The sequence below is a fragment of the Lacinutrix sp. 5H-3-7-4 genome (assembly GCF_000211855.2).
In the GTDB taxonomy this organism is placed as follows: domain Bacteria; phylum Bacteroidota; class Bacteroidia; order Flavobacteriales; family Flavobacteriaceae; genus Lacinutrix.
Genome location: NC_015638.1, coordinates 365,381 through 385,404, shown reverse-complemented (window position 1 = coordinate 385,404; position 20,024 = coordinate 365,381). Strand labels below are relative to the sequence as shown.

General features: G+C 31.1%; 20 protein-coding genes and 1 tRNA gene. 14 read left to right on the top strand and 7 right to left on the bottom strand.

All coding sequences use genetic code 11. From position 1 onward, the window contains the following. Positions 1 to 63: 63 nt before the first annotated feature. Together LACAL_RS01775 and LACAL_RS01770 are read right to left on the bottom strand one after the other, a co-directional pair. Positions 64 to 1,617 carry an OmpP1/FadL family transporter gene (locus LACAL_RS01775; RefSeq protein ID WP_013868982.1) on the bottom strand — a complete coding sequence of 518 codons (1,554 nt, stop codon included), beginning with the start codon at positions 1,615 to 1,617 and terminating at the stop codon, positions 64 to 66. Between the two features lie 27 nt (positions 1,618 to 1,644). After that, a complete protein-coding gene (locus tag LACAL_RS01770) occupies positions 1,645 to 2,610 on the bottom strand; it encodes a prolyl-tRNA synthetase (RefSeq protein ID WP_013868981.1) in 966 nt (321 codons plus the stop codon). Between the two features lie 100 nt (positions 2,611 to 2,710). Here LACAL_RS01770 and proS point away from each other — a divergent pair, with 100 nt between their 5' ends. The 3 genes from proS to rpsT all read left to right on the top strand — a co-directional run bounded on the left by proS (position 2,711) and on the right by rpsT (position 4,694). After that, entirely contained in the window at positions 2,711 to 4,189 is a 1,479-nt protein-coding gene (gene proS, locus LACAL_RS01765; protein WP_013868980.1) for a proline--tRNA ligase, read from the top strand. A 152-nt stretch (positions 4,190 to 4,341) separates the two neighbouring features. Further along, positions 4,342 to 4,413 (top strand) — tRNA-Glu (locus LACAL_RS01760). A 29-nt stretch (positions 4,414 to 4,442) separates the two neighbouring features. Continuing rightward, positions 4,443 to 4,694, top strand: coding sequence for a 30S ribosomal protein S20 (gene rpsT / locus LACAL_RS01755; RefSeq protein ID WP_013868979.1), 252 nt, complete (start codon positions 4,443 to 4,445; stop codon positions 4,692 to 4,694). A gap of 321 nt (positions 4,695 to 5,015) precedes the next feature. Here the strand turns inward: rpsT and rho are convergent, their stop codons facing one another. Beyond that, positions 5,016 to 6,701, bottom strand: a complete 1,686-nt coding sequence (gene rho, locus LACAL_RS01750; protein ID WP_013868978.1) for a transcription termination factor Rho — start codon at positions 6,699 to 6,701, stop codon at positions 5,016 to 5,018. A gap of 208 nt (positions 6,702 to 6,909) precedes the next feature. Between rho and LACAL_RS01745 the strand changes: the two genes are divergently transcribed. Further along, the gene (locus LACAL_RS01745; RefSeq protein WP_013868977.1) at positions 6,910 to 7,320 is read left to right on the top strand and encodes a DUF4293 domain-containing protein; all 411 of its coding nucleotides are present in this window, start codon (positions 6,910 to 6,912) and stop codon (positions 7,318 to 7,320) included. A gap of 61 nt (positions 7,321 to 7,381) precedes the next feature. On the opposite strand, the gene LACAL_RS01740 is transcribed toward LACAL_RS01745, so the two are convergent. Then, positions 7,382 to 7,879, bottom strand: a complete 498-nt coding sequence (locus LACAL_RS01740; RefSeq protein ID WP_013868976.1) for a metallophosphoesterase — start codon at positions 7,877 to 7,879, stop codon at positions 7,382 to 7,384. 107 nt (positions 7,880 to 7,986) lie between these two features. Here LACAL_RS01740 and truA point away from each other — a divergent pair, with 107 nt between their 5' ends. Both truA and LACAL_RS01730 read left to right on the top strand, forming a co-directional pair. After that, positions 7,987 to 8,730, top strand: a complete 744-nt coding sequence (gene truA / locus LACAL_RS01735; protein WP_013868975.1) for a tRNA pseudouridine(38-40) synthase TruA — start codon at positions 7,987 to 7,989, stop codon at positions 8,728 to 8,730. Positions 8,731 to 8,739: 9 nt separating this feature from the next. Then, on the top strand, positions 8,740 to 10,506 hold the full coding sequence (locus tag LACAL_RS01730) for an ABC transporter ATP-binding protein (protein WP_013868974.1): 1,767 nt from the start codon (positions 8,740 to 8,742) through the stop codon (positions 10,504 to 10,506). Here LACAL_RS01730 and LACAL_RS01725 read toward each other — a convergent pair. The 3 genes from LACAL_RS01725 to folP all read right to left on the bottom strand — a co-directional run bounded on the left by LACAL_RS01725 (position 10,503) and on the right by folP (position 12,951). Beyond that, positions 10,503 to 11,201, bottom strand: a complete 699-nt coding sequence (locus LACAL_RS01725) for a DUF3667 domain-containing protein (RefSeq protein ID WP_158306389.1) — start codon at positions 11,199 to 11,201, stop codon at positions 10,503 to 10,505. The two genes, LACAL_RS01730 and LACAL_RS01725, sit on opposite strands and share 4 nt — an antisense overlap. 89 nt (positions 11,202 to 11,290) lie before the next feature. Continuing rightward, positions 11,291 to 12,079: a diadenylate cyclase CdaA gene (gene cdaA, locus LACAL_RS01720; RefSeq protein ID WP_013868972.1), complete on the bottom strand. Its 789-nt coding sequence runs from the start codon at positions 12,077 to 12,079 to the stop codon at positions 11,291 to 11,293. 47 nt (positions 12,080 to 12,126) lie between these two features. After that, positions 12,127 to 12,951, bottom strand: coding sequence for a dihydropteroate synthase (gene folP, locus LACAL_RS01715; RefSeq protein WP_013868971.1), 825 nt, complete (start codon positions 12,949 to 12,951; stop codon positions 12,127 to 12,129). Between the two features lie 105 nt (positions 12,952 to 13,056). Here folP and LACAL_RS01710 point away from each other — a divergent pair, with 105 nt between their 5' ends. The 8 genes from LACAL_RS01710 to LACAL_RS01675 all read left to right on the top strand — a co-directional run bounded on the left by LACAL_RS01710 (position 13,057) and on the right by LACAL_RS01675 (position 19,752). Next, entirely contained in the window at positions 13,057 to 13,593 is a 537-nt protein-coding gene (locus LACAL_RS01710) for a DUF1599 domain-containing protein (protein WP_013868970.1), read from the top strand. Positions 13,594 to 13,607: 14 nt separating this feature from the next. After that, the gene (locus LACAL_RS01705; protein ID WP_013868969.1) at positions 13,608 to 14,927 is read left to right on the top strand and encodes a BT_3928 family protein; all 1,320 of its coding nucleotides are present in this window, start codon (positions 13,608 to 13,610) and stop codon (positions 14,925 to 14,927) included. Positions 14,928 to 14,931: 4 nt separating this feature from the next. Continuing rightward, the gene (locus LACAL_RS01700) at positions 14,932 to 16,008 is read left to right on the top strand and encodes an ABC transporter permease (protein ID WP_013868968.1); all 1,077 of its coding nucleotides are present in this window, start codon (positions 14,932 to 14,934) and stop codon (positions 16,006 to 16,008) included. Positions 16,009 to 16,073: 65 nt separating this feature from the next. Next, a complete protein-coding gene (gene tpiA / locus LACAL_RS01695) occupies positions 16,074 to 16,823 on the top strand; it encodes a triose-phosphate isomerase (protein ID WP_013868967.1) in 750 nt (249 codons plus the stop codon). Positions 16,824 to 16,959: 136 nt separating this feature from the next. After that, a complete protein-coding gene (gene prmA / locus LACAL_RS01690) occupies positions 16,960 to 17,796 on the top strand; it encodes a 50S ribosomal protein L11 methyltransferase (protein ID WP_013868966.1) in 837 nt (278 codons plus the stop codon). Between the two features lie 239 nt (positions 17,797 to 18,035). After that, complete coding sequence (locus LACAL_RS01685; RefSeq protein WP_013868965.1) at positions 18,036 to 18,875, top strand: M57 family metalloprotease; 840 nt, start codon at positions 18,036 to 18,038, stop codon at positions 18,873 to 18,875. 95 nt (positions 18,876 to 18,970) lie between these two features. After that, on the top strand, positions 18,971 to 19,246 hold the full coding sequence (locus LACAL_RS01680; protein WP_013868964.1) for an ATP-dependent Clp protease adaptor ClpS: 276 nt from the start codon (positions 18,971 to 18,973) through the stop codon (positions 19,244 to 19,246). A 77-nt stretch (positions 19,247 to 19,323) separates the two neighbouring features. After that, positions 19,324 to 19,752: an organic hydroperoxide resistance protein gene (locus LACAL_RS01675; protein WP_013868963.1), complete on the top strand. Its 429-nt coding sequence runs from the start codon at positions 19,324 to 19,326 to the stop codon at positions 19,750 to 19,752. Positions 19,753 to 20,024: the final 272 nt, after the last annotated feature.

Below are 20,024 nucleotides of genomic sequence, written 5' to 3'. Positions count from 1 at the left end.
AAAATAAAAAAAACAGGGGTAAATTAAATTTATCCCTGTTAATTGAAAATTGTTTTTTGCTTATTATAGTTGAAACCCTAAAGAAAATGTGATGTTAGAATTGGTATTTTCAATGTTAACACGATCAATAAGACCTGTATTAAATATTTGTTGATTTCTAGATTGTTCCGCATGATCATAAGTTAAGTCAATAGATGTGTTTCCAAATTTGTATCCAAGGCCTAGAGAATAACCAGATAAATCTCCAATAGTTGTTCCATCTTTATAAGGACTTTCTTCAAACCTATAACCAGCTCGAAGGCTTAATTGCTTTATTTTATATTCACCTCCAACCTTATAGGTATTTACGGCAGTAAAAATATTGTTAATCTCAGAGTTTAACTGAGAATAATAAGCATCAGATGTAGGTTTAAATTTTGTATTACTGTAATCCTTTCTAGAGTAATCAAAACTTAAGAGACCGCTACGCCCAAAAATATAAGCAATACTACCAGTTATTTTACCTGGAGTTTGTAGCTTATAAGGAGCAAAAACATTAACAACTTGAGGATTTATTGTTTCAGAGAAAAAAGTACTTCCATCTTCTAGGGGAATGCCATCGCGACTTCTTGTTTGAATAAATTGAGTAGTTTCTTCCTCTATAGTCATCCATGTAGGTGAATCATAAGCTAAACCTAAGCGTAAATTATTGGTTACTTTAAAAATACTTCCTAATTGAAAAGAAAAACCAGAACCATTAGTATTTAATATATTTTCAAAATAAATGTCATTTACTACAGCTCCAGAAGTATCGTTAGATTCGTTAAGTGCGCTAAAACGTTCATAATTAATAAAATGAGAGTTTAAATTAAGTCCTAAATAGATATTGTCACCATACTGTGCGCCAACATTAAAAGCTAATTTTCCGTTATAACCTGTACTAGTGTAGTTATATTGTTGATTAAATGAATCTCCAACAACATTAGAGAAATAATTAGTATCAGCATCATCACCAGTTTCAGATTCAATTATATAAGAAGTATAACCTAAAAATGCTTGTTGGTTTTGTTCGCCATAAAAACTTCCTATTTCAGAATAAGCTTCAGAATTAGATTCACCTACAAAAGCAGAAATTTCATCAAGTCTTAATCCATTAGCATTATTTAAAAAGAAACTAGCAATAGAACCACCTGAATTAACATTTTTATTGTTGGTTCCTATTGCAGTCCAATTGTTTTCATAATTCTTTGTGTTATCATAAGCAATACTGAAAGAAAACTTTTTCCATTGAGAATTTTCGTTTCTATTTCTAAAAACAAAAACACCACCAGCCTGATTTAAAGAAAGGTCCGACTCTGAATTAGATTTTTTTCCTCCAAAATAATTGGTCTCATTATCAATATTCATATTGTTTAAAGAGAATGAGGCGTAGCTAGTAGAAAAAACAGCAGAACTAGCAGGATTTATATTAACAGCACTCAAATCGCCGCCAAGTGCTCCAAAAGCACCACTTAAGGCTCTAAATCTTGCTGATCCAATAACTTCTCCATTACTATATCTTATTGCGTCATTTATACTTTGACTATAAAGTGTAGACATACTTATCAAGCCTACGAAAACAAATATTATCTTTTTCATAAAATTATATAAAGCTATTTTTTAATATTAACCTCTTCTACGAGAACTTGTTCTTGATCCAGATGATCTAGAAGAGCCAGAACTTCTCGAAGGACTACTATAAGAGCGAGAACTTCTTGGTGAGGAATTTGCTCTTGTACGTGTTCTTGTTGGGGTAGAATTATTATTTACTCTAGTTCTATTTCTAGTACTTTGAAATCTTGAAGGTGTCACTGAAGAATTAGTTTTAACTCTTGATCTAGTTCTAGAGTTAGAATTAAAACCTCTTGTATTAGTTGATCTAGTTCTAGTATTAACTCTAGAACGGGTTCTCGTAGAGTTACTTCTCGTTCTAGCAGAAGTATTATAGTTTCTACCATTTAATGTAGTATACCTTGAAGCTAAAGTATTTCTTCTACTTCTATTATATGCGCTACGTCTATGGTAATAATAACCAGTATTATAGTGATTAGGGTAGCCAAATCCATAGCCATAGTTTGGATACCAATAAGAGTTATAAAAACCTCCACTAAATCCAAAACCTGAATTCCAACCAAAACCATTATATCCAAAACCTGAATTCCAACCGTAATAAGGTCGATTCCAGCCAAATCTATTCCATCCCCAATATGGCATTGTCCATCCCCAATTGCTGTAATTGTTATCATAAACATTTATAGTAACCTCATTACCATTGTCACCCCAAGCGCCGTAACCTTCAGATTCAACACCTTCTTCGTAATTTCCTTGATAAGAATCAATATCAACAAAAACTTCGTTGTCGGCAGCTTCTAATTCTAGAGATTTTTCTTTAAAATAATTTTTATAGTAATCGCTATTAGAACTTTCTTGAGCTTCAGCATAAGTGACTTCTTGTATTGAAGTATCATCTACGTAAATACCGTCACTCTCTTGTCCAACATATTGATAAGAGCCACATGAAGTGAGACTAAACACTAAAATTAAACTAGTAATTGCTGGTAATTTATTAAGTAAGTATTTTTTTAATTGCATAACTATGAGATTTTATTGTTGAACATAACAAAAATAGTTAGTTTTGTCCAACTATTTCTTTTTTTAACATAGTCACAAAATTTGTGCCAAAACACTGTATATGAGCAAAAAACTCACGAGTAGAGCAGAAGATTATTCAAAATGGTATAACGAATTGGTTGTCAAGGCCGATTTAGCAGAGAATTCAGCGGTAAGAGGTTGTATGGTTATTAAGCCATATGGTTACGCTATTTGGGAAAAAATGCAAGCCGAATTAGATAGAATGTTTAAAGAAACAGGACATCAAAATGCGTATTTCCCATTATTTGTACCTAAAAGCCTATTCGAAGCTGAAGAAAAAAATGCAGAAGGTTTTGCAAAAGAATGTGCAGTTGTAACTCATTATAGATTGCAGAATGACCCTGACAATGAAGGAAAACTTAGAGTTGATCCTGAAGCTAAATTAGAAGAAGAACTTGTTGTAAGGCCAACAAGTGAAGCTATAATTTGGAATACATATAAAGGATGGATACAGTCTTACAGAGATTTACCGTTACTAATTAACCAATGGGCAAATGTAGTGCGTTGGGAAATGCGTACAAGATTATTTTTACGTACAGCTGAGTTTTTATGGCAAGAAGGTCACACGGCTCATGAAACTAGAGTAGAAGCTTTAGCTGAAGCAGAAACAATGAATAATGTTTATGCAACTTTCGCAGAAGAATTTATGGCCATTCCTGTTGTCCAAGGATTGAAATCTGAAAGTGAACGATTTGCAGGAGCAGAAGAGACATATTGTATAGAAGCTTTAATGCAAGACGGAAAAGCATTACAAGCAGGAACATCTCATTTTTTAGGACAAAATTTTGCAAAAGCATTTGATGTTAAATTTACTAATAAAGAAGGAAAACAAGATTATGTTTGGGCTACGTCTTGGGGAGTTTCAACAAGATTAATGGGAGCCTTAATTATGACACATAGTGATGATCAAGGTTTGGTGCTACCACCAAACTTAGCACCAAATCAAGTAGTGATTGTTCCTATATATAAAACAGATGAGCAATTAGAGCAAATAACAGATGTTGTAAATGGTATAATGAAAGATTTACGTGCTAAACATATTACGGTAAAGTTTGATAATAGGACAACACATAGACCAGGCGCTAAATTTGCACAGCACGAATTACAAGGTGTACCATTACGTATAGCTATTGGAGCAAGAGATTTAGAAAACGGAACTGTTGAGCTAGCTCGTAGAGATATTTTAACTAAGGAAACAGTGTATTTAGAGTCTTTAGTAGATAAAGTAGAAGGACTAATGGTTGAAATTCAAGATTCACTTTTTAATAAAGCATTAGATTTTAGAAATTCTCACATTACTGAAGTAGAAAATTTTGAAGAATTTAAATCTGTTTTAGAAGAAAAAGGAGGATTTATTTCAGCACATTGGGATGGTACAATTGAAACTGAAGATAAGATAAAAGAAATTACAAAAGCTACAATACGTTGCTTACCTCTTGAAGGAGAGTTGGTTGATGGTGTTTGTGTGTATTCTGGAAAGCCTTCTAAACGAAGAGTTTTGTTCGCAAAAGCATATTAATTAAAAAAAAATAAAAAAAAGTTTAAATAAGTATTGCAAAAGTAGAAATTAGTTGTATTTTTGCATCCGCAATGGAAACATTGTTAAGTTATTTAAAATAAGTTTTTGCAGAGTAAAAAAAATATTATATATTTGCACACTCTTAAATAAATGGCCCGTTCGTCTATCGGCTAGGACGCATGGTTTTCATCCATGTAAGAGGGGTTCGATTCCCCTACGGGCTACAATTTTTTAATAAAGAAAATATAAACTAATGGCAAATCATAAGTCAGCGCTTAAAAGAATTAGACAAACTGAAACTAAGCGTTTAAGAAATAAATATCAGCACAAGACGACTCGTAATGCGATTAAGAAATTACGTGAGTTAACAGATAAGAAAGAAGCTGAAGCTTTATTACCTTCTGTATTCTCTATGTTAGACAAGTTAGCTAAGAAAAATGTAATTCATGCTAATAAAGCTGCGAACTTAAAATCTGGTTTAGCAAAGCACGTTGCTACTATATAATTAAGACTTTAAATTTAAGAAAAGCCTATTGAAATCTCAATAGGCTTTTTTTTGTTTTATATTTTTTAGTATAGTTAATGTACTACGTTAAGTGTTGAGTTAATATATCAAGTTATATCTATCGTTTTAAAAAGTATAGAAGTGCTTTTGTAAATAATAAAAAAGAGAAAACGAATAGCTTGGCGACGCTATAGTCTTTTATGTTAAAATAATTCATAAAAACTTATTTGTTGATTTATTTAACTAAAAAAGCCTTGATGTATCAAGGCTTTTTTTAGTTAGGATATAACATCCTAATATTTAATTAAAGTGATTAACCGATTAACCATTCATTGAAATTAAAAACTCTTCGTTAGTTCTTGTTTGTTTAAAACGATCGTTTATAAACTCCATTGCCTCTACAGGATTCATATCGGCAAGATATTTACGCATTACCCACATACGTTGTATAGTTTTATCATCTAATAAAATATCATCTCGTCTTGTACTAGATGATGTTAAATCTATAGCTGGGAAAATTCTACGGTTAGATATTTTACGATCTAATTGTAGTTCCATATTACCAGTTCCTTTAAATTCTTCGAAAATTACTTCGTCCATTTTAGAACCTGTTTCTGTTAATGCTGTAGCGATAATTGTTAGCGAACCTCCATTTTCAATATTACGTGCAGCACCAAAGAATCTTTTTGGTTTGTGTAAAGCGTTTGCATCTACACCACCAGAAAGTATTTTTCCTGAAGCAGGTTGTACAGTATTGTATGCTCTTGCTAAACGTGTAATAGAGTCTAGAAGTATAACAACATCATGACCGCATTCTACTAATCTTTTTGCTTTTTCTAATACAATGTTTGCAATTTTCACATGCTCATGAGCTTCCTTATCAAAAGTAGAAGCAATAACTTCACCGCGAACATTACGTTGCATATCTGTAACTTCTTCTGGACGTTCGTCTATAAGTAAAATCATTTGGTATACTTCTGGATGATTAGCTGCTATTGCATTTGCAACATCTTTAAGTAACATTGTTTTACCTGTTTTAGGTTGAGAAACAATCATACCACGTTGTCCTTTTCCTATAGGAGCGAATAAGTCCATTATACGAGTTGAAATTGTAGATTGCTTTTCAGCGATATTAAATTTCTCTTGTGGAAATAACGGTGTTAAATGCTCAAAAGATACTCGATCTCTAACAACATCTGGACTTTGGCCGTTAATTTTATTTACTTTAATTAGTGGAAAGTATTTTTCGCCTTCTTTTGGTGGTCTTACATTTCCAAGTACTGTATCTCCGGTTTTTAAACCAAATAAACGTATTTGAGATTGTGATACATAAATATCATCTGGTGATGATAAATAATTATAGTCTGATGATCGTAAAAAACCATATCCATCTTGCATGATGTCTAATACGCCTTCACTTTCAATAATAGCATCAAATTCAAAATCTGGTTCACGGTAACGGTTGCGGGTGTCTTTATTTCCGTGAGTATTTCCGTTTTTACCTTGATTACGGTTATTGTTTTTATTTTGATTGTTTTGACGATTTTGATTGTTGTTATTATCTTTTTTATTATCGTCTTTTCTGTTTTGATGATTATGTACAGGCTTTTTATGCTGTGGCTTTGCTTTTTGTTCTTTTGCAGCAGTAGGAGTTGCTTCCTTTTTAGTGCTCTGTTTTTTATCGTCTTCTTCTTTATCCTTAAAAGCTAAAGTTTCTTGGTTTGTTTTTGCTTTAGGATTAGGTTTATTTTGCTTAGCTGCTGGAGTACGTTGTACGCGCTCTCTTTTTGGCTTTGCAGCTGGTGCTTTTTTAGTAGTAGTTTGTTTTGCGGCTGGCGCATCTACTTTTACTTCTTGTACAGCTTTTGGGTTTGCTGCTTGCTTGTCTAAAATTTGATAAACAAGATCTAATTTTTTTAGTGATCGAAACTTTGGTATGCTTAATTTTTTAGCCATTTCCTGTAACTCAGGAAGTTTCATTTCTTTTAATTGTGAGATTTCAAACATGAATTGTTTAATTGAATATTTTTTTAGAAAAATATGTTTTTGAAAAATTTCCGAAGAAAATTATAATTGAATTTTTTGAAGAAATAACGTCTTGCTACTGTGGTTGTTGCAAATCGTTAATGCAATAATACGACTTTATTTTAATTTTTTAGCTAAAATTTGCAAAAGAAGTTATATTTTTGAAACTCAAATTTTTCGAATAAAATAAATGATACAACGCATACAATCTTTCTATTTATTACTTGCCGCAGGTATATCGGCTGGATTGATTTTTGTTTTTCATTTATGGATAACTAATGAAGATGTAAAAGTTTTTGCTATAGATGAGCCTTTATATTTTGGCATGTTTTTAGCTTCTGCTTTCTTGTCTTTAGTATCTATATTTAATTTTAAGAAAAGGAAATCTCAATTTATGTTGGGACGACTTAATATAATATTAAACTTTATTTTACTAGGATTACTTGTATATCAATCTCTAAATGTATCTGGAGAAGCTTTGGTTTCTGAGAAAGGTATTGGGATTTTTCTTCCAATTCTGTCTATTGTATTATTGGTTTTAGCTAATAAGGCGATTAAAAAGGATGAAGATCTCGTAAAATCTGTAGATAGATTACGATAAACCTATCATCTTAGTAGTATTAGTGCGTGAGCCCAAGGTGAAGATCTTGGGCTTTTTTTTTCTAATAACGTTTTGGAAACTCTATTACTTCTAAATTTTCTATTTTCTTTCCATCTATAGTGAAACGCAACATGGTTCTAACTTTATGAAACCCATGTTTACCAACAGCACCAGGATTCATATGTATTAAATTTAATTTTTTATCTGGTATTACTTTTAAAATATGAGAATGTCCACATATAAAAATTCGTGGCGGATTTTTGTAAATTTCTTCACGAACTCTAACATTATACTTATTAGGATAACCACCAATATGTGTTATCCAGACATCTACATCTTCACACATAAACCTATTGTTTTCTGGGAATTCTAACCGTACTTTGTCGCCGTCTATATTGCCGTGAACACCACGTAAGGGTTTTAGTTTTGAAATAGCATCTGTAACTTTTAAATCGCCAATGTCTCCAGCATGCCAAACTTCGTCTGCTTGTTTAACATATTTTAAAATATCATCATCAATATAACTGTGAGTGTCTGATAAGAGAAGGATTTTTTTCATGTATTGGGAGAGAATTTCAATGTCTTTTTTATTACAATTTTAGCATTTCTTTAGCAACAAAAAGAAGTATCTTTGCTACTTTAAAAAACGTAAAAATACATCTTTCTTTGCGATATTTTATAGAACTTTCATATAACGGAAAAGCTTATCACGGTTGGCAGGTACAACCTAATGCTATTTCTGTGCAAGAAGTTTTAGAAAAAGGATTGTCTACTTTGTTAAAAGAAAAAATATCTACAATGGGTGCAGGAAGAACAGATGCTGGAGTTCATGCAATACAGTTATTTGCTCATTTTGACACAGAAGTGATTTTTGAAGAGCATATGCTTCAGTATAAATTAAATTCATTTTTACCTGAGGCTATTTCAATTCAAAATATATTTAAAGTAAAAGCAGATGCTCATGCTCGTTTTGATGCTGTTAGCAGACAGTATTTATATAGAATTGCACTTCAAAAAAACCCATTTAATACAGAACAAGCCTTTTTATTAAAAGCGAAATTGGATATAGATAGAATAAAAGAAGCAACAAAAATTTTATTTAATTATAAAGATTTTCAATGCTTTTCTAAGAGTAATACAGATGTAAAAACGTATAATTGTAATATAATGAAAGCCCAATGGGAAGTTGTTGGTAATGAGCTTCAATTTACAATTAAAGCCGATAGGTTTCTTAGAAATATGGTGCGGGCAATTGTTGGCACTTTAATTAATGTTGGAGTTGGAAAATTAGAAGTTAATGATATGCATAATATTATAAAATCTAAAAATAGAAGTGAAGCCGGATTTTCTGTGCCAGCACATGCATTATACTTAACCGAAGTCGCTTACCCAAAGACTATAAAATTATAATCTATTAGTTTGAGTAATAAAAAAGAAAATATTTTTGATGTCACTTTATTTAAACGCTTGTTTAAATTCACAAAACCCTATAAAACAGTTTTTTATGGTGTTTTGTTATCTGTGCTTATTATTGCAGGACTAAGTATTGCAATACCTTACTTGTTAAGAATTGTAATAGATAATAATATTAAGCTAAATAATGATGATGGCTTTTTATTTTATATTTCTTTAATGGTTGGTTTGCTTTTACTGCAAACTATATTTCAGTTTTTGTTTCAATATTATGCAGCATGGTTGGGACAAAACATCGTTAAAGATGTGCGTGTTTTGTTATTTAATCACATGCTTAAATTTAAAATGAAGTACTACGACAATTCTTCGGTTGGTACTTTAATTACCAGAGCAGTAACAGATATGGAGCGTATTGCCGATATTTTTGGGCAAGGCTTGTTTATGATTTCTAGGGATTTAATGGTTATGCTTGTAATCTCTGGAGTTATGTTGTTTGAAAACTTTAAGCTAAGCTTAATAGTATTTATAACAATGCCAATAGTATTGTATGCTACAAAAATATTTCAGCGTTACATGAAAAAGGCTTTTGAAGAAGTTAGAACCGAAGTTTCAAACTTAAATTCTTTTGTTCAGGAACGTGTTACTGGAATGAAAATTCTTCAGCTTTTTACAAGAGAAGCAACAGAACATAAAAATTTTAAGGCAATAAACGAGCGTCATAAAAAAGGATGGTTAAAAACAATATGGTATAACTCTATATTTTTTCCTATTGCAGATTTTCTTTCATCAATTACTTCTGGACTAATAGTTTGGTTTGGTGGTTTAATGGTGGTTTTAGAAGGTACCGCAACCGAAGGTGAATTATTTATGTTTATAATGATGATACCACAGTTGTTTAGACCATTAAGACAAATTGCAGATAAGTTTAATACCTTGCAAATGGGTATGGTAGCTGCAAAGCGTGTGTTTAAAGTAATAGACACAACTTCGCAAATTAACGATACAGGAGTTAATGAAGCGGCACATTTTAAAGGCGAAATTTCCTTTAATAATGTACGTTTTAGTTATGTGGATAACGAAGAAGTTTTAAAGGGAATTTCTTTTAATGTAGAAGCAGGACAAACCGTAGCCATTGTAGGTGCGACTGGCGCAGGAAAATCAACCATAATAAACCTGTTAAGTCGTTTTTATGAAATTAATGGCGGAAGTATTAGTGTAGATAAAACAGATATTAAAACCGTAACATTGGCATCTTTAAGAAGTCAAATAGCTGTGGTTTTACAAGATGTTTTCTTGTTTGCAGATACTATTATGAATAATATTACACTTAACAATCCAAATATTACCGAAGCAGAAGTAATTCAAGCAGCAAAAGATATTGGTATTCATAATTTTATATCAAGCTTACCAAATGGATATCACTATAATGTAAAAGAAAGAGGTGTGATGTTAAGTTCTGGGCAACGACAATTAATTTCGTTTTTACGAGCTTATGTAGCAAACCCTAGTATTTTAGTTTTAGATGAAGCAACATCGTCTGTAGATTCTTATTCTGAACAGTTAATACAAACAGCTACAGATAAGATTACTAAAGGAAGAACTTCTATTGTAATAGCGCACAGATTAGCAACTATTCAAAAAGCAGACAAAATCATTGTTATGGATGCTGGTGAAGTTGTAGAGCAAGGAACACATCAAGAATTGCTTAAAAATAAAGATGGTTATTATAGAAACCTTTATGAAGTTCAATTTTTAAAAGCTGAAGTTGCTTAATTTTTTGGAGCAAAGTCTTGCAAAGAGACATCTGAAAATATAAAAAATAAAATGGCTCCTGCTAGAGACATGCCAATATAAGCCATAAAAAATATTGGTATAAAAAATAATATTTTTATAAAAAGTTGCTTTGCACTTAATTTAAATAAGCGCTTAAATACATAGCAATGGTATATAAAAGCAAATATATATAATACCATACTTATAGTAATATAGTAGCTTTCGTTTACAGATAAAACAATTAAACTTATTGCCATTGTAACTAAAGAAAATAGTGACATGGTATAGAGAAATAATACAATATGCTCTGTGTAATTGTATTTTTTATTATAAAATACTATTACAGAAATAAGTGCTAAAAAAGGAATTATTAAAGAGTTAATTAAAGAGCCATAATCGTAAACCATACTCATTATAGATGCGTTTATTTTCTGTTTGCCTACAGATTGGTTTGCAACCATTGTATCGAAATTTAATGCATTTCCAAAATATTTTTGAATTATAAAAATATAAAACCCAGATAATGTTAAGTTAATAGCAAAAAAGCTAATTGGGTTTACGTAGCACTTTCTTGCACCATTAATATAACTGTCTATAACAAGTTCTGGTTTTTTAAGTAAGGTGATTATTGTTTGTAAAAATTGGTTATCGTAATTAATATAACGGTAAGCGATGTCTTCAAAAAGATTGCGCATTGTTAGTCTGTTTCTAATAACTTTTGCGCCACAGCCATTGCAAAAATTTATTTGCTGTGGTAATAACCTTTTGCAATTTTTACAAACCATTAATCTAGATCATCTTTAATAATTTCAATTAATTCTGTAGAGTCTTTAAAGTCTACAAAAGTGCCATTTCTAAAACATGAAATTTGTCCAGTTTCCTCACTAACAGCAATAGCAATAGCATCGGTTCTTTCGGTAATACCAACAGCTGCTCTGTGTCTTAATCCAAAACGTTGTGGTATGGTTTTTTCATTATTAACAGGTAGAATAACGCGTGTTGCTTTTACAGTATTGTTTTCAATAATTATTGCACCATCATGTAATGGGCTATTTTTAAAAAATATACTTTCTATAATTGGTTGGGTGACTTTAATGTTCATTTCGTCACCAGTATTAATTAAATAATCTAAATTATTATTACGTTCTAAAACAATTAAAGCTCCAGTTTTTGTAGTACTCATTTTATTACAAGCAGCAATAATTGCATCTATATTGGTATTAGAAACAGCTTCGGTTTTTAAAAATTTTAGATGTTTTAAAAAACCACGTTTAGAAGCAAAATTAGTAGAGCCAATCATTAATAAAAATTTTCTAATCTCTTGTTGGAATACTACAATAAGAGCAAACATACCAACGCTAATAAAACCACCTAAAATATTACTAAGTAGTTGCATATGTAAAGCCTGTGTTATTTTCCAGATAATGTAAATAATTACTATACCTAGAAAAATATTTATAGCTACTGTACCACGTACAAGCTTATATACATAGTATAATAAGAGCGCAACAAGTACTACATCTATAATGTCTACTAAACTAAATTTTAATACGGTGTCAAATAGTTGGTCCAAAAAATAAAATTGAAGTTGGTTTAGGTAAATTTAAAAATTTAAAAGAATTAAGCCTCGAGTTCTGTAAATAATTTTACACATTCTACAGCTTCTTTTACATCATGTACACGTAAAATAGAGGCGCCTTTTTGTAAAGCAACCATGTTTAAAGCGGTAGTGCCATTTAATGCTTCAGTTGCTGTTGTGTTTAGTGTTTTGTAAATCATAGATTTTCTTGAAATTCCAGCTAAAAAAGGAAGATTAGTAATTTTAAAACTATCAAGAGATTTTAAAACCTCAAAATTTTGAGTGGTGGTTTTTGCAAAACCAAAACCAGGGTCTAAAATAATATCATTAATACCTAAGCTTCTTGCTGTTGTGATTCTTTCAGAAAAGTAAAAAAGTATTTGCTTTAAAATATTTTCGTAATTAGTATGTTGTTGCATAGTTTGTGGTGTACCACGCATATGCATCATAATATAAGGAACATTAAACGTTGCAATAATATCAAGCATATTTTTGTCTAAATGTCCAGCAGAAATATCATTAATAAGTGCAGCACCTTTTTCTAAACATTGTTTGGCTACTTCAGCTCTAAAAGTATCTACCGAAAGTATAATATCTGGAAAATGATTAATAAGTAAATCTATTATTGGTAAAATACGGCTTAGCTCTTCATTTAAAGAAACATCATCTGCATTTGGTTTAGAACTATACGCACCAATGTCTATAAAAGTTGCGCCATCATTAAGCATTTTTTTTACTTGATTAATGATTTTAGATTCGTCCTTATAAAAACCGCCATCAAAAAAAGAGTCTGGAGTTATGTTAAGAATTCCCATAACTTTGGGAGTAGATAAATCTATAAGTTTTCCTTTGCAATTAATGGTCATAGATACCTTTAAGTTTGTAGTTTGTAAAGCATTTAAAAAGTATAAACGCTAAACCTTGAATTTTAAACAATTTTATGCGAAATTTACGCAAAATTGAAACAACTTATGCAAGATACTTCAAAACAATATGATGCGGTTATAAAAACCTGCCGTAGTCTGTTTATAAATAAAATGAGTGACTACGGAAGTGCATGGCGAATTTTAAGATTACCATCGCTTACAGATCAAATTTTTATAAAAGCACAACGTATTAGAAGTTTGCAACAAAACGATGTAAGAAAAGTTGACGAAGGAGAACAAAGTGAGTTTATAGGTATTATAAATTATTGTATTATGGCATTAATACAATTAGAAAAAGGTGTTGTAGAACAACCAGATATGTCTACAAATGAAGCTACTATTTTGTATGATGAGAAAGTAGCACTTACAAAACAACTAATGCAAGATAAAAATCATGATTATGGAGAAGCTTGGCGCGATATGCGAGTAAGCTCTTTAACAGATTTGATTTTGCAGAAACTTTTACGTGTTAAGCAAATTGAAGATAATGCAGGAAAAACAATTGTAAGCGAAGGTATTGATGCTAATTATCAAGATATGATAAACTATGCCATTTTCGCAATGATTCACCTAACAAATTAATAGCAAAATAAGTTATGAAATATTTAGTTCACATATGTAGAATACTCGTTGGAGCTTTGTTTATTTTTTCAGGATTAATAAAACTTAACGATCCATTAGGGTTTTCATATAAGTTACAAGAATACTTTAGTGAAGAGGTTTTAAATCTGCCTTTTTTAGATCCTTATGCTTTAGGTATTTCGGTATTTGTAGTAGTGTTAGAGGTAGTTTTAGGAGTATTTTTATTATTAGGTTATAAGCGCAAATTTACTGTTTGGATGCTTTTAGCAATGATTATATTTTTCACATTCCTAACATTTTATGCAGCATTTTTTGAAGTAGTAAAAGACTGTGGTTGTTTTGGTGATTTCTTGCCATTAAAACCATGGGAAAGTTTCTGGAAAGATGTCACGCTTCTAATTTTAATTCTCGTTTTAGTAGTTGGAATAAAACACATTAAGCCAATTTTTGGTAAGTTTCCAACAACACTATTAGCTTTATTAGGTTTTATAGGTAGTTTATGGTTTGGTTACCACGTGCTAATGCATTTGCCAACATGGGATTTTAGAGCTTATGCCGTAGGTAAAAATATTGCAGATGGTATGGTTGTTCCAGAAAACGCACCAAAAGCAGTGCAAGAATTTACATGGACTTTTAATGTAAATGGAGAAGAAAAAGAATATGTAACAGATGGTAGTTATCCAACTGTAGATGGAGAATATGTTGGCGTAACAACAAAAATAATAGAAGAAGGTTACGATCCACCGGTAAAAGACTTCTCTATAGAAAGTGAAGACGAGAACTTAACAAGTAAGTTTTTAGCTAAAGAAAATTTAATAATGGTTGTTGCATACAATCTTGAAACAGCAAATACAAATGGATTAAAAAACATTAAAAGCTTTACAGATTTAGCAATAAAAAGAGGATACACAGTAATAGGTTTATCTGCATCAGGAAGTGAAGCAAAACAATATGCAAAAGAAACTTATGGTTTTGATTTTGATTTTTACCTGTGTGACGAAAAAGCATTAAAAACAGTAGTGCGCTCTAATCCAGGAGTAGTAAAATTAAAAAAAGGTACTGTAGTACAAAAAGCACATTTTAACGATGTTGATAATATCGATTTACCAGAAGTAGAACGTGAAATTGAGCCAGAAATAGAAACTACAGTAGAAGAAAATGTAGTGTATCTTTTAAACGAAGAAACAATAACCAAAGCAGAAGCAGATGCTTTAGAAACAGAAAGTATAGAGCAAATTAATGTAATAAAAGAAGGAGAAGAATTAGAGAATTACAATGCTTTAAACGAATCTAATTTTACGGGTATTGTAAAAATAACTTTAAAAAAAGAGTAATAATCTGCTAAGCTATCTCTTAAATAAAACCTTTTATGCACTACTCACTTTATTTGGAGTAGTTACAGTCATATTCTTTTTATTTAATGTTTTACCTGGAGATCCAGCACAAATGATGTTGGGTCAAAACGAAGATAGTGAGCAATTGGCCATAGTTAAAAAAAAGTATGGTTTCGATAAGCCGTTAGCTACACAATATGCATACTATTTAAACGATTTATCAGTACTATCATTTCACTCTAATACGCAAGAAGATTATACATATTTGCAAGACAATAAGTATACAGCATTACAGCTTTTTACAGTAGGTAATATAACAACAGTTTTAAAATACCCATATTTAAGAGAATCGTTTACAAAACAAGGAAAAAAAGTAAGTACAGTTTTAGGTGAAACACTACCAAATACATTTGTATTAGCAGTATCAGCAATAATAATAGCATTAATATTAGGTATTTTTTTAGGTGTAATTTCAGCACTAAAAAAAGACACGTTTATAGATAGTGCAATACAAATAATAAGCACAATTGGCATGAGTGTGCCCTCATTTTTTAGTGCTATTTTATTTGCTTGGTTTTTTGGTTTTGTATTACATAAATATACCAATTTGGAGATGACAGGCAGTTTGTATGAGCTCGATAACTATGGCGAAAAAGTAAATTTAAAACTAAAAAACCTAATATTACCAGCAATTGTTTTAGGTATTAGGCCATTAGCAGTAGTAATACAATTAATGCGTAACTCGTTGTTAGAAGTGTTTAATCAAGACTACATTCGTACAGCAAGAGCAAAAGGATTAAGCGAATTCCAGATCATAAAAAAACACGCTATAAAAAACGCATTAAATCCAGTAGTAACAGCAATATCAGGATGGTTTGCATCAATGTTAGCAGGAGCCGTTTTTGTAGAATACATTTTCGGGTGGAATGGTTTAGGAAAAGAAATTGTAAACGCACTAAATACTTTAGATTTACCAGTAATTATGGGTTCAGTATTAATTATAGCCTTACTTTTTATAATAATCAATATTTTTGTAGATATAATATATGCATGGCTTGATCCAAAAGTAAAATTAGAATAAATAAAAAAGTGAAGCCAACAAAAAGGCAGTACACTAATAATATAAAACTATAAAGCATTACTAAAATGAGAAAAAATATAGTAGCAGGAAACTGGAAAATGAATAACGATTTACCTCAAACCGAAGCATTAATCGTAGACCTATTAAAACAAACACAAACCTCAAATGCCGAGGTCATGATTGCACCAACCTACGTAAACCTTTATCAAGCATTCGATGCTACAAGAAACTCTAATATAGAAGTAATAGCACAAAACATGCACTTTGCAGAAAACGGCGCATATACAGGAGAAATTAGCGCAACAATGCTAAAAAGTGTAGGAGTAAAAACAGTAATATTAGGCCACAGCGAGCGTCGCGCATACTTTAACGAAACCAATGAGTCTTTAGCAAAAAAAGTAGATGCCGCATTAAAAAACGATTTACGAATAATTTTTTGTTTTGGAGAAGAATTAAGCGATCGTAAATCAGGAAACCAAGAACAAGTAGTAGAAAACCAAATAAAAAGCGCATTGTTTCACCTAGAAGCATCAGCATTTAAAAACATAGTTTTAGCCTACGAGCCAGTATGGGCAATAGGTACAGGAGAAACAGCAAGTCCAGAACAAGCGCAAGACATGCATAAATTTATACGCCAAACATTACAAAATAAATATGGCGAAAATACCGCACAAGACGTATCAATACTCTACGGCGGAAGCGTAAAACCAGCAAACGCAAAAGAAATATTCTCAAAACCAGACGTCGATGGCGGCTTAATTGGAGGCGCATCACTAAAAGCCGAAGATTTTATAGCCATAGTAAACGCATTTTAAATAAAAATTTGGGCGTTACCAAGCGATAAAAAAATCGCTTGGTCGTGCTCTCGGCAGTCGCTCTCTGCGAGGAGCTTCAACAAATGCCTCCATCACTAACGCAAGGCATACTTGCCAAATACAAAACATAACAATTATGTCTAATACAACATATATAGGATATTACTTTAAAGTAGAACCATTACAACCAGCAACCGAAATTTTAATAGCCGAGTTAGGTTACGCAGGTTTCGAAAGCTTCGTAGAAACAGAAACAGGAGTAACAGCATACATACAAAAAGACGATTGGTTCGATGGTGTATTAAATAATATATATGTACTAACCAATAACGAATTTAAAATCTCATACACCTTCGATGAGATAGAACAAGTAAACTGGAATAGTGAATGGGAAAAAAACTTTAACCCAATAATAGTAGACAGCCTTTGTTCTGTTCGTGCACCATTTCATGAAAAACCAGATACAAAGTATGATATTGTAATAGAGCCAAAAATGAGTTTTGGAACAGGACATCATGAAACAACACACATGATGATACAACATATATTAAATAATACATTTCAAAACAAATCTGTACTAGATATGGGTTGTGGTACAGGAGTATTAGCCATTTTAGCAGCATTTAAAGGCGCAAAACCTGTAGATGCGATAGATATAGATAACTGGTGTTATTTAAATAGTGTTGAAAATGCTGAACGAAATAATGCTGCACACATAAATGTATACGAAGGAGATTCAAGCCTATTAAAAAATAAAAATTACGATATAATAATAGCAAACATTAATCGCAATATTCTATTAAAAGATATTGGTGTATATTCAAAATGTTTAAACCAAAACGGACAATTATTTTTAAGCGGATTTTATAATAATGATATCACAATTATAGAAGAAGAATGTAATAAATACAATCTAAAATTACAATCAAAATTAGAACGAAATAATTGGATAGCATTAGAGTTTAAAAATTAATAATTCTTATAATTTTAATATAAATACTGTTTATTTATTAATAATTATGTGAAAAAACAGAAATTTACGGTAAAAACCGTAACATTCTTATTTTTCTATTCCTTACATTTACACCACAAATAAATTTATTTTAAAACATACTTTTCAGTTATATAATCTTATAATTTGAAGCTGGAAACCTATGTCTTTTGTTTACGTAAACATTAATTTTTAAATTAATCTAATACCCTAATAACAAAATGAAAAATTTTAGAATATTTTTAATAGCAATTCTAGCAGTTTCGTTTTTCTTTCAATCTTGTCAAAAAGATGAGGTTAAACCAGAAGAAGTTCAAACCAAAGAGCAAATTTCAGACGAAATTTTAAGTAAACTTGCAGAGTTATCCCTAAACGTTAACGATGTGCAAAAGGTAGACTTTCAACTACCAGATGGCTCAACTGTAGAAATGTATCAAATAGAAGACGATATATTACTAACAGAGTCTCAAATATTAAAGCAAGAAGTTAACAGTAATGAGTTAGACCGAAACTATCGTACTAACAATTTAGTTTCTCAAGGAAGAAATATCTCAATCATTGGGTACACCGGTGGTGGCGGTTTTGGGTTATCTCAAAACGAGCAAACTGCATTACAATGGGCAGTTGCTAACTATAACCGTTTAAGTGGAGTTTCTATATCTTTTACATTAACATTTGGAACAGACTATAATTCAAAAGATATGGTAGTATATCACAACCCAAATCAAAGTGGAGCTGGAGGTTCTGCAGGTTTTCCATCAAATGGATTACCACACAAGTTTGTTCAAATATATGGTTTAGATAACTATAACACGAATGTAATAGAGCATGTAATAACTCATGAAATAGGACATTCTGTCGGGTTCAGACATACAGATTGGTCTACAAGACAAAGTTGCGGTCAAAACACAAACGAAGGTCAAGCAGGAGTTGGAGCAATAGCCGTAGCAGGAACCTCTGCTGGTTACAATCCTAATTCCATAATGGTTGCTTGTTTTAACTCGGGTGAAGATGGAGAGTTTGATAGTGATGATATTATAGCATTACAAAACATGTATTAAGCTTAAAAGTTAAAATTTAATAAAGAGGACGTCATTTTTGGCGTCCTTTTTGCTTTAATAGTTAAAAAAAATTATTTTAGTTTAAAATATTAAAAATGAGCACTAAAGAAAAAGTATTAGAGCAATTTGACACCGCTACAAAAGAAAAAAAGAATAATGAAATTGTAGTTTATAATGATGATGTAAACACTTTTGATCACGTTATAAATACACTCATTAAAGCTTGCGACCATACTCCAGAGCAAGCAGAACAATGCACAATACTCGTACACTATAAAGGACAATGTACAGTAAAAACAGGAGAACTTAAAGATTTAAAACCAAGATGCTCTAAAATCTTAGAAGCTGGCATAAGTGCAGAAATAATTTAGGAGAAATTTAAGAGCTTAGATTTTAAATCACATAACTTACGTAGTATCTTTATTACATTAACCTTAAAAAATATAAAATGAAAACATTATACGAAGCAACAACTATAGCAACAGGAGGAAGAAAAGGTAATGTGAAATCTGAAGATGGGCCATTAGATTTTAATCTTTCTGTGCCAAAATCTATGGGCGGCGATGGCGGCAATGGTGCAAATCCAGAACAGTTTTTTGGAGCAGCTTATGCTGCATGTTTTGGTGGCGCATTACAATCTGTTGCAAATGCAGAAAATATAGATATAGACGAAGAGACTTTAAGTGTAACAGCTATTATAGGGTTTTGTAAAGATGAAGATGGTTTCTGTTTAGAAGCTACATTGGATTGTTACATACCAGGTGTAGATTTAGAAACCGGAGAAGATTTGGTAGAGAAAGCACACGAAGTTTGTCCGTTTAGTAAAGCAACAAGAGATAATATTACAGTAACATTAAATTTATTGTTAGACGAATAATATTATGAGATATAAATAAAAAAACCACTTCAAGAGAAGTGGTTTTTTTATTTATATCTATCTATATTTATTAGTAAAGGTTGTAGTTATACGTTTTAAATGAACTGTATATGTACTTGTTCATGTGTTTTGAGAACAAATAAAAAAAACCAACATTTACAAAAGCTTTGTAAAGTGTTGGTTTTAGTAGTGACCTCGACAGGATTCAAACCTGTAACCTCTTGAGCCGTAATCAATAAATACTACTTATTGTTATTGCCTTTTTTGTGTGT

Bases quoted from the DNA above. Each gene is read 5' to 3' on its own strand.
- LACAL_RS01675 (WP_013868963.1), top strand. From the start codon at position 19,324: ATGAAAACATTATACGAAGCAACAACTATAGCAACAGGAGGAAGAAAA.
- rho (WP_013868978.1), bottom strand. From the start codon at position 6,701: ATGTTTGAAATCTCACAATTAAAAGAAATGAAACTTCCTGAGTTACAG.
- LACAL_RS01745 (WP_013868977.1), top strand. From the start codon at position 6,910: ATGATACAACGCATACAATCTTTCTATTTATTACTTGCCGCAGGTATA.
- LACAL_RS01740 (WP_013868976.1), bottom strand. From the start codon at position 7,879: ATGAAAAAAATCCTTCTCTTATCAGACACTCACAGTTATATTGATGAT.
- LACAL_RS01685 (WP_013868965.1), top strand. From the start codon at position 18,036: ATGAAAAATTTTAGAATATTTTTAATAGCAATTCTAGCAGTTTCGTTT.
- tpiA (WP_013868967.1), top strand. From the start codon at position 16,074: ATGAGAAAAAATATAGTAGCAGGAAACTGGAAAATGAATAACGATTTA.
- LACAL_RS01680 (WP_013868964.1), top strand. From the start codon at position 18,971: ATGAGCACTAAAGAAAAAGTATTAGAGCAATTTGACACCGCTACAAAA.
- rpsT (WP_013868979.1), top strand. From the start codon at position 4,443: ATGGCAAATCATAAGTCAGCGCTTAAAAGAATTAGACAAACTGAAACT.
- LACAL_RS01770 (WP_013868981.1), bottom strand. From the start codon at position 2,610: ATGCAATTAAAAAAATACTTACTTAATAAATTACCAGCAATTACTAGT.
- LACAL_RS01725 (WP_158306389.1), bottom strand. From the start codon at position 11,201: ATGCGCAATCTTTTTGAAGACATCGCTTACCGTTATATTAATTACGAT.
- LACAL_RS01775 (WP_013868982.1), bottom strand. From the start codon at position 1,617: ATGAAAAAGATAATATTTGTTTTCGTAGGCTTGATAAGTATGTCTACA.
- prmA (WP_013868966.1), top strand. From the start codon at position 16,960: ATGTCTAATACAACATATATAGGATATTACTTTAAAGTAGAACCATTA.
- proS (WP_013868980.1), top strand. From the start codon at position 2,711: ATGAGCAAAAAACTCACGAGTAGAGCAGAAGATTATTCAAAATGGTAT.
- LACAL_RS01710 (WP_013868970.1), top strand. From the start codon at position 13,057: ATGCAAGATACTTCAAAACAATATGATGCGGTTATAAAAACCTGCCGT.
- folP (WP_013868971.1), bottom strand. From the start codon at position 12,951: ATGACCATTAATTGCAAAGGAAAACTTATAGATTTATCTACTCCCAAA.
- LACAL_RS01705 (WP_013868969.1), top strand. From the start codon at position 13,608: ATGAAATATTTAGTTCACATATGTAGAATACTCGTTGGAGCTTTGTTT.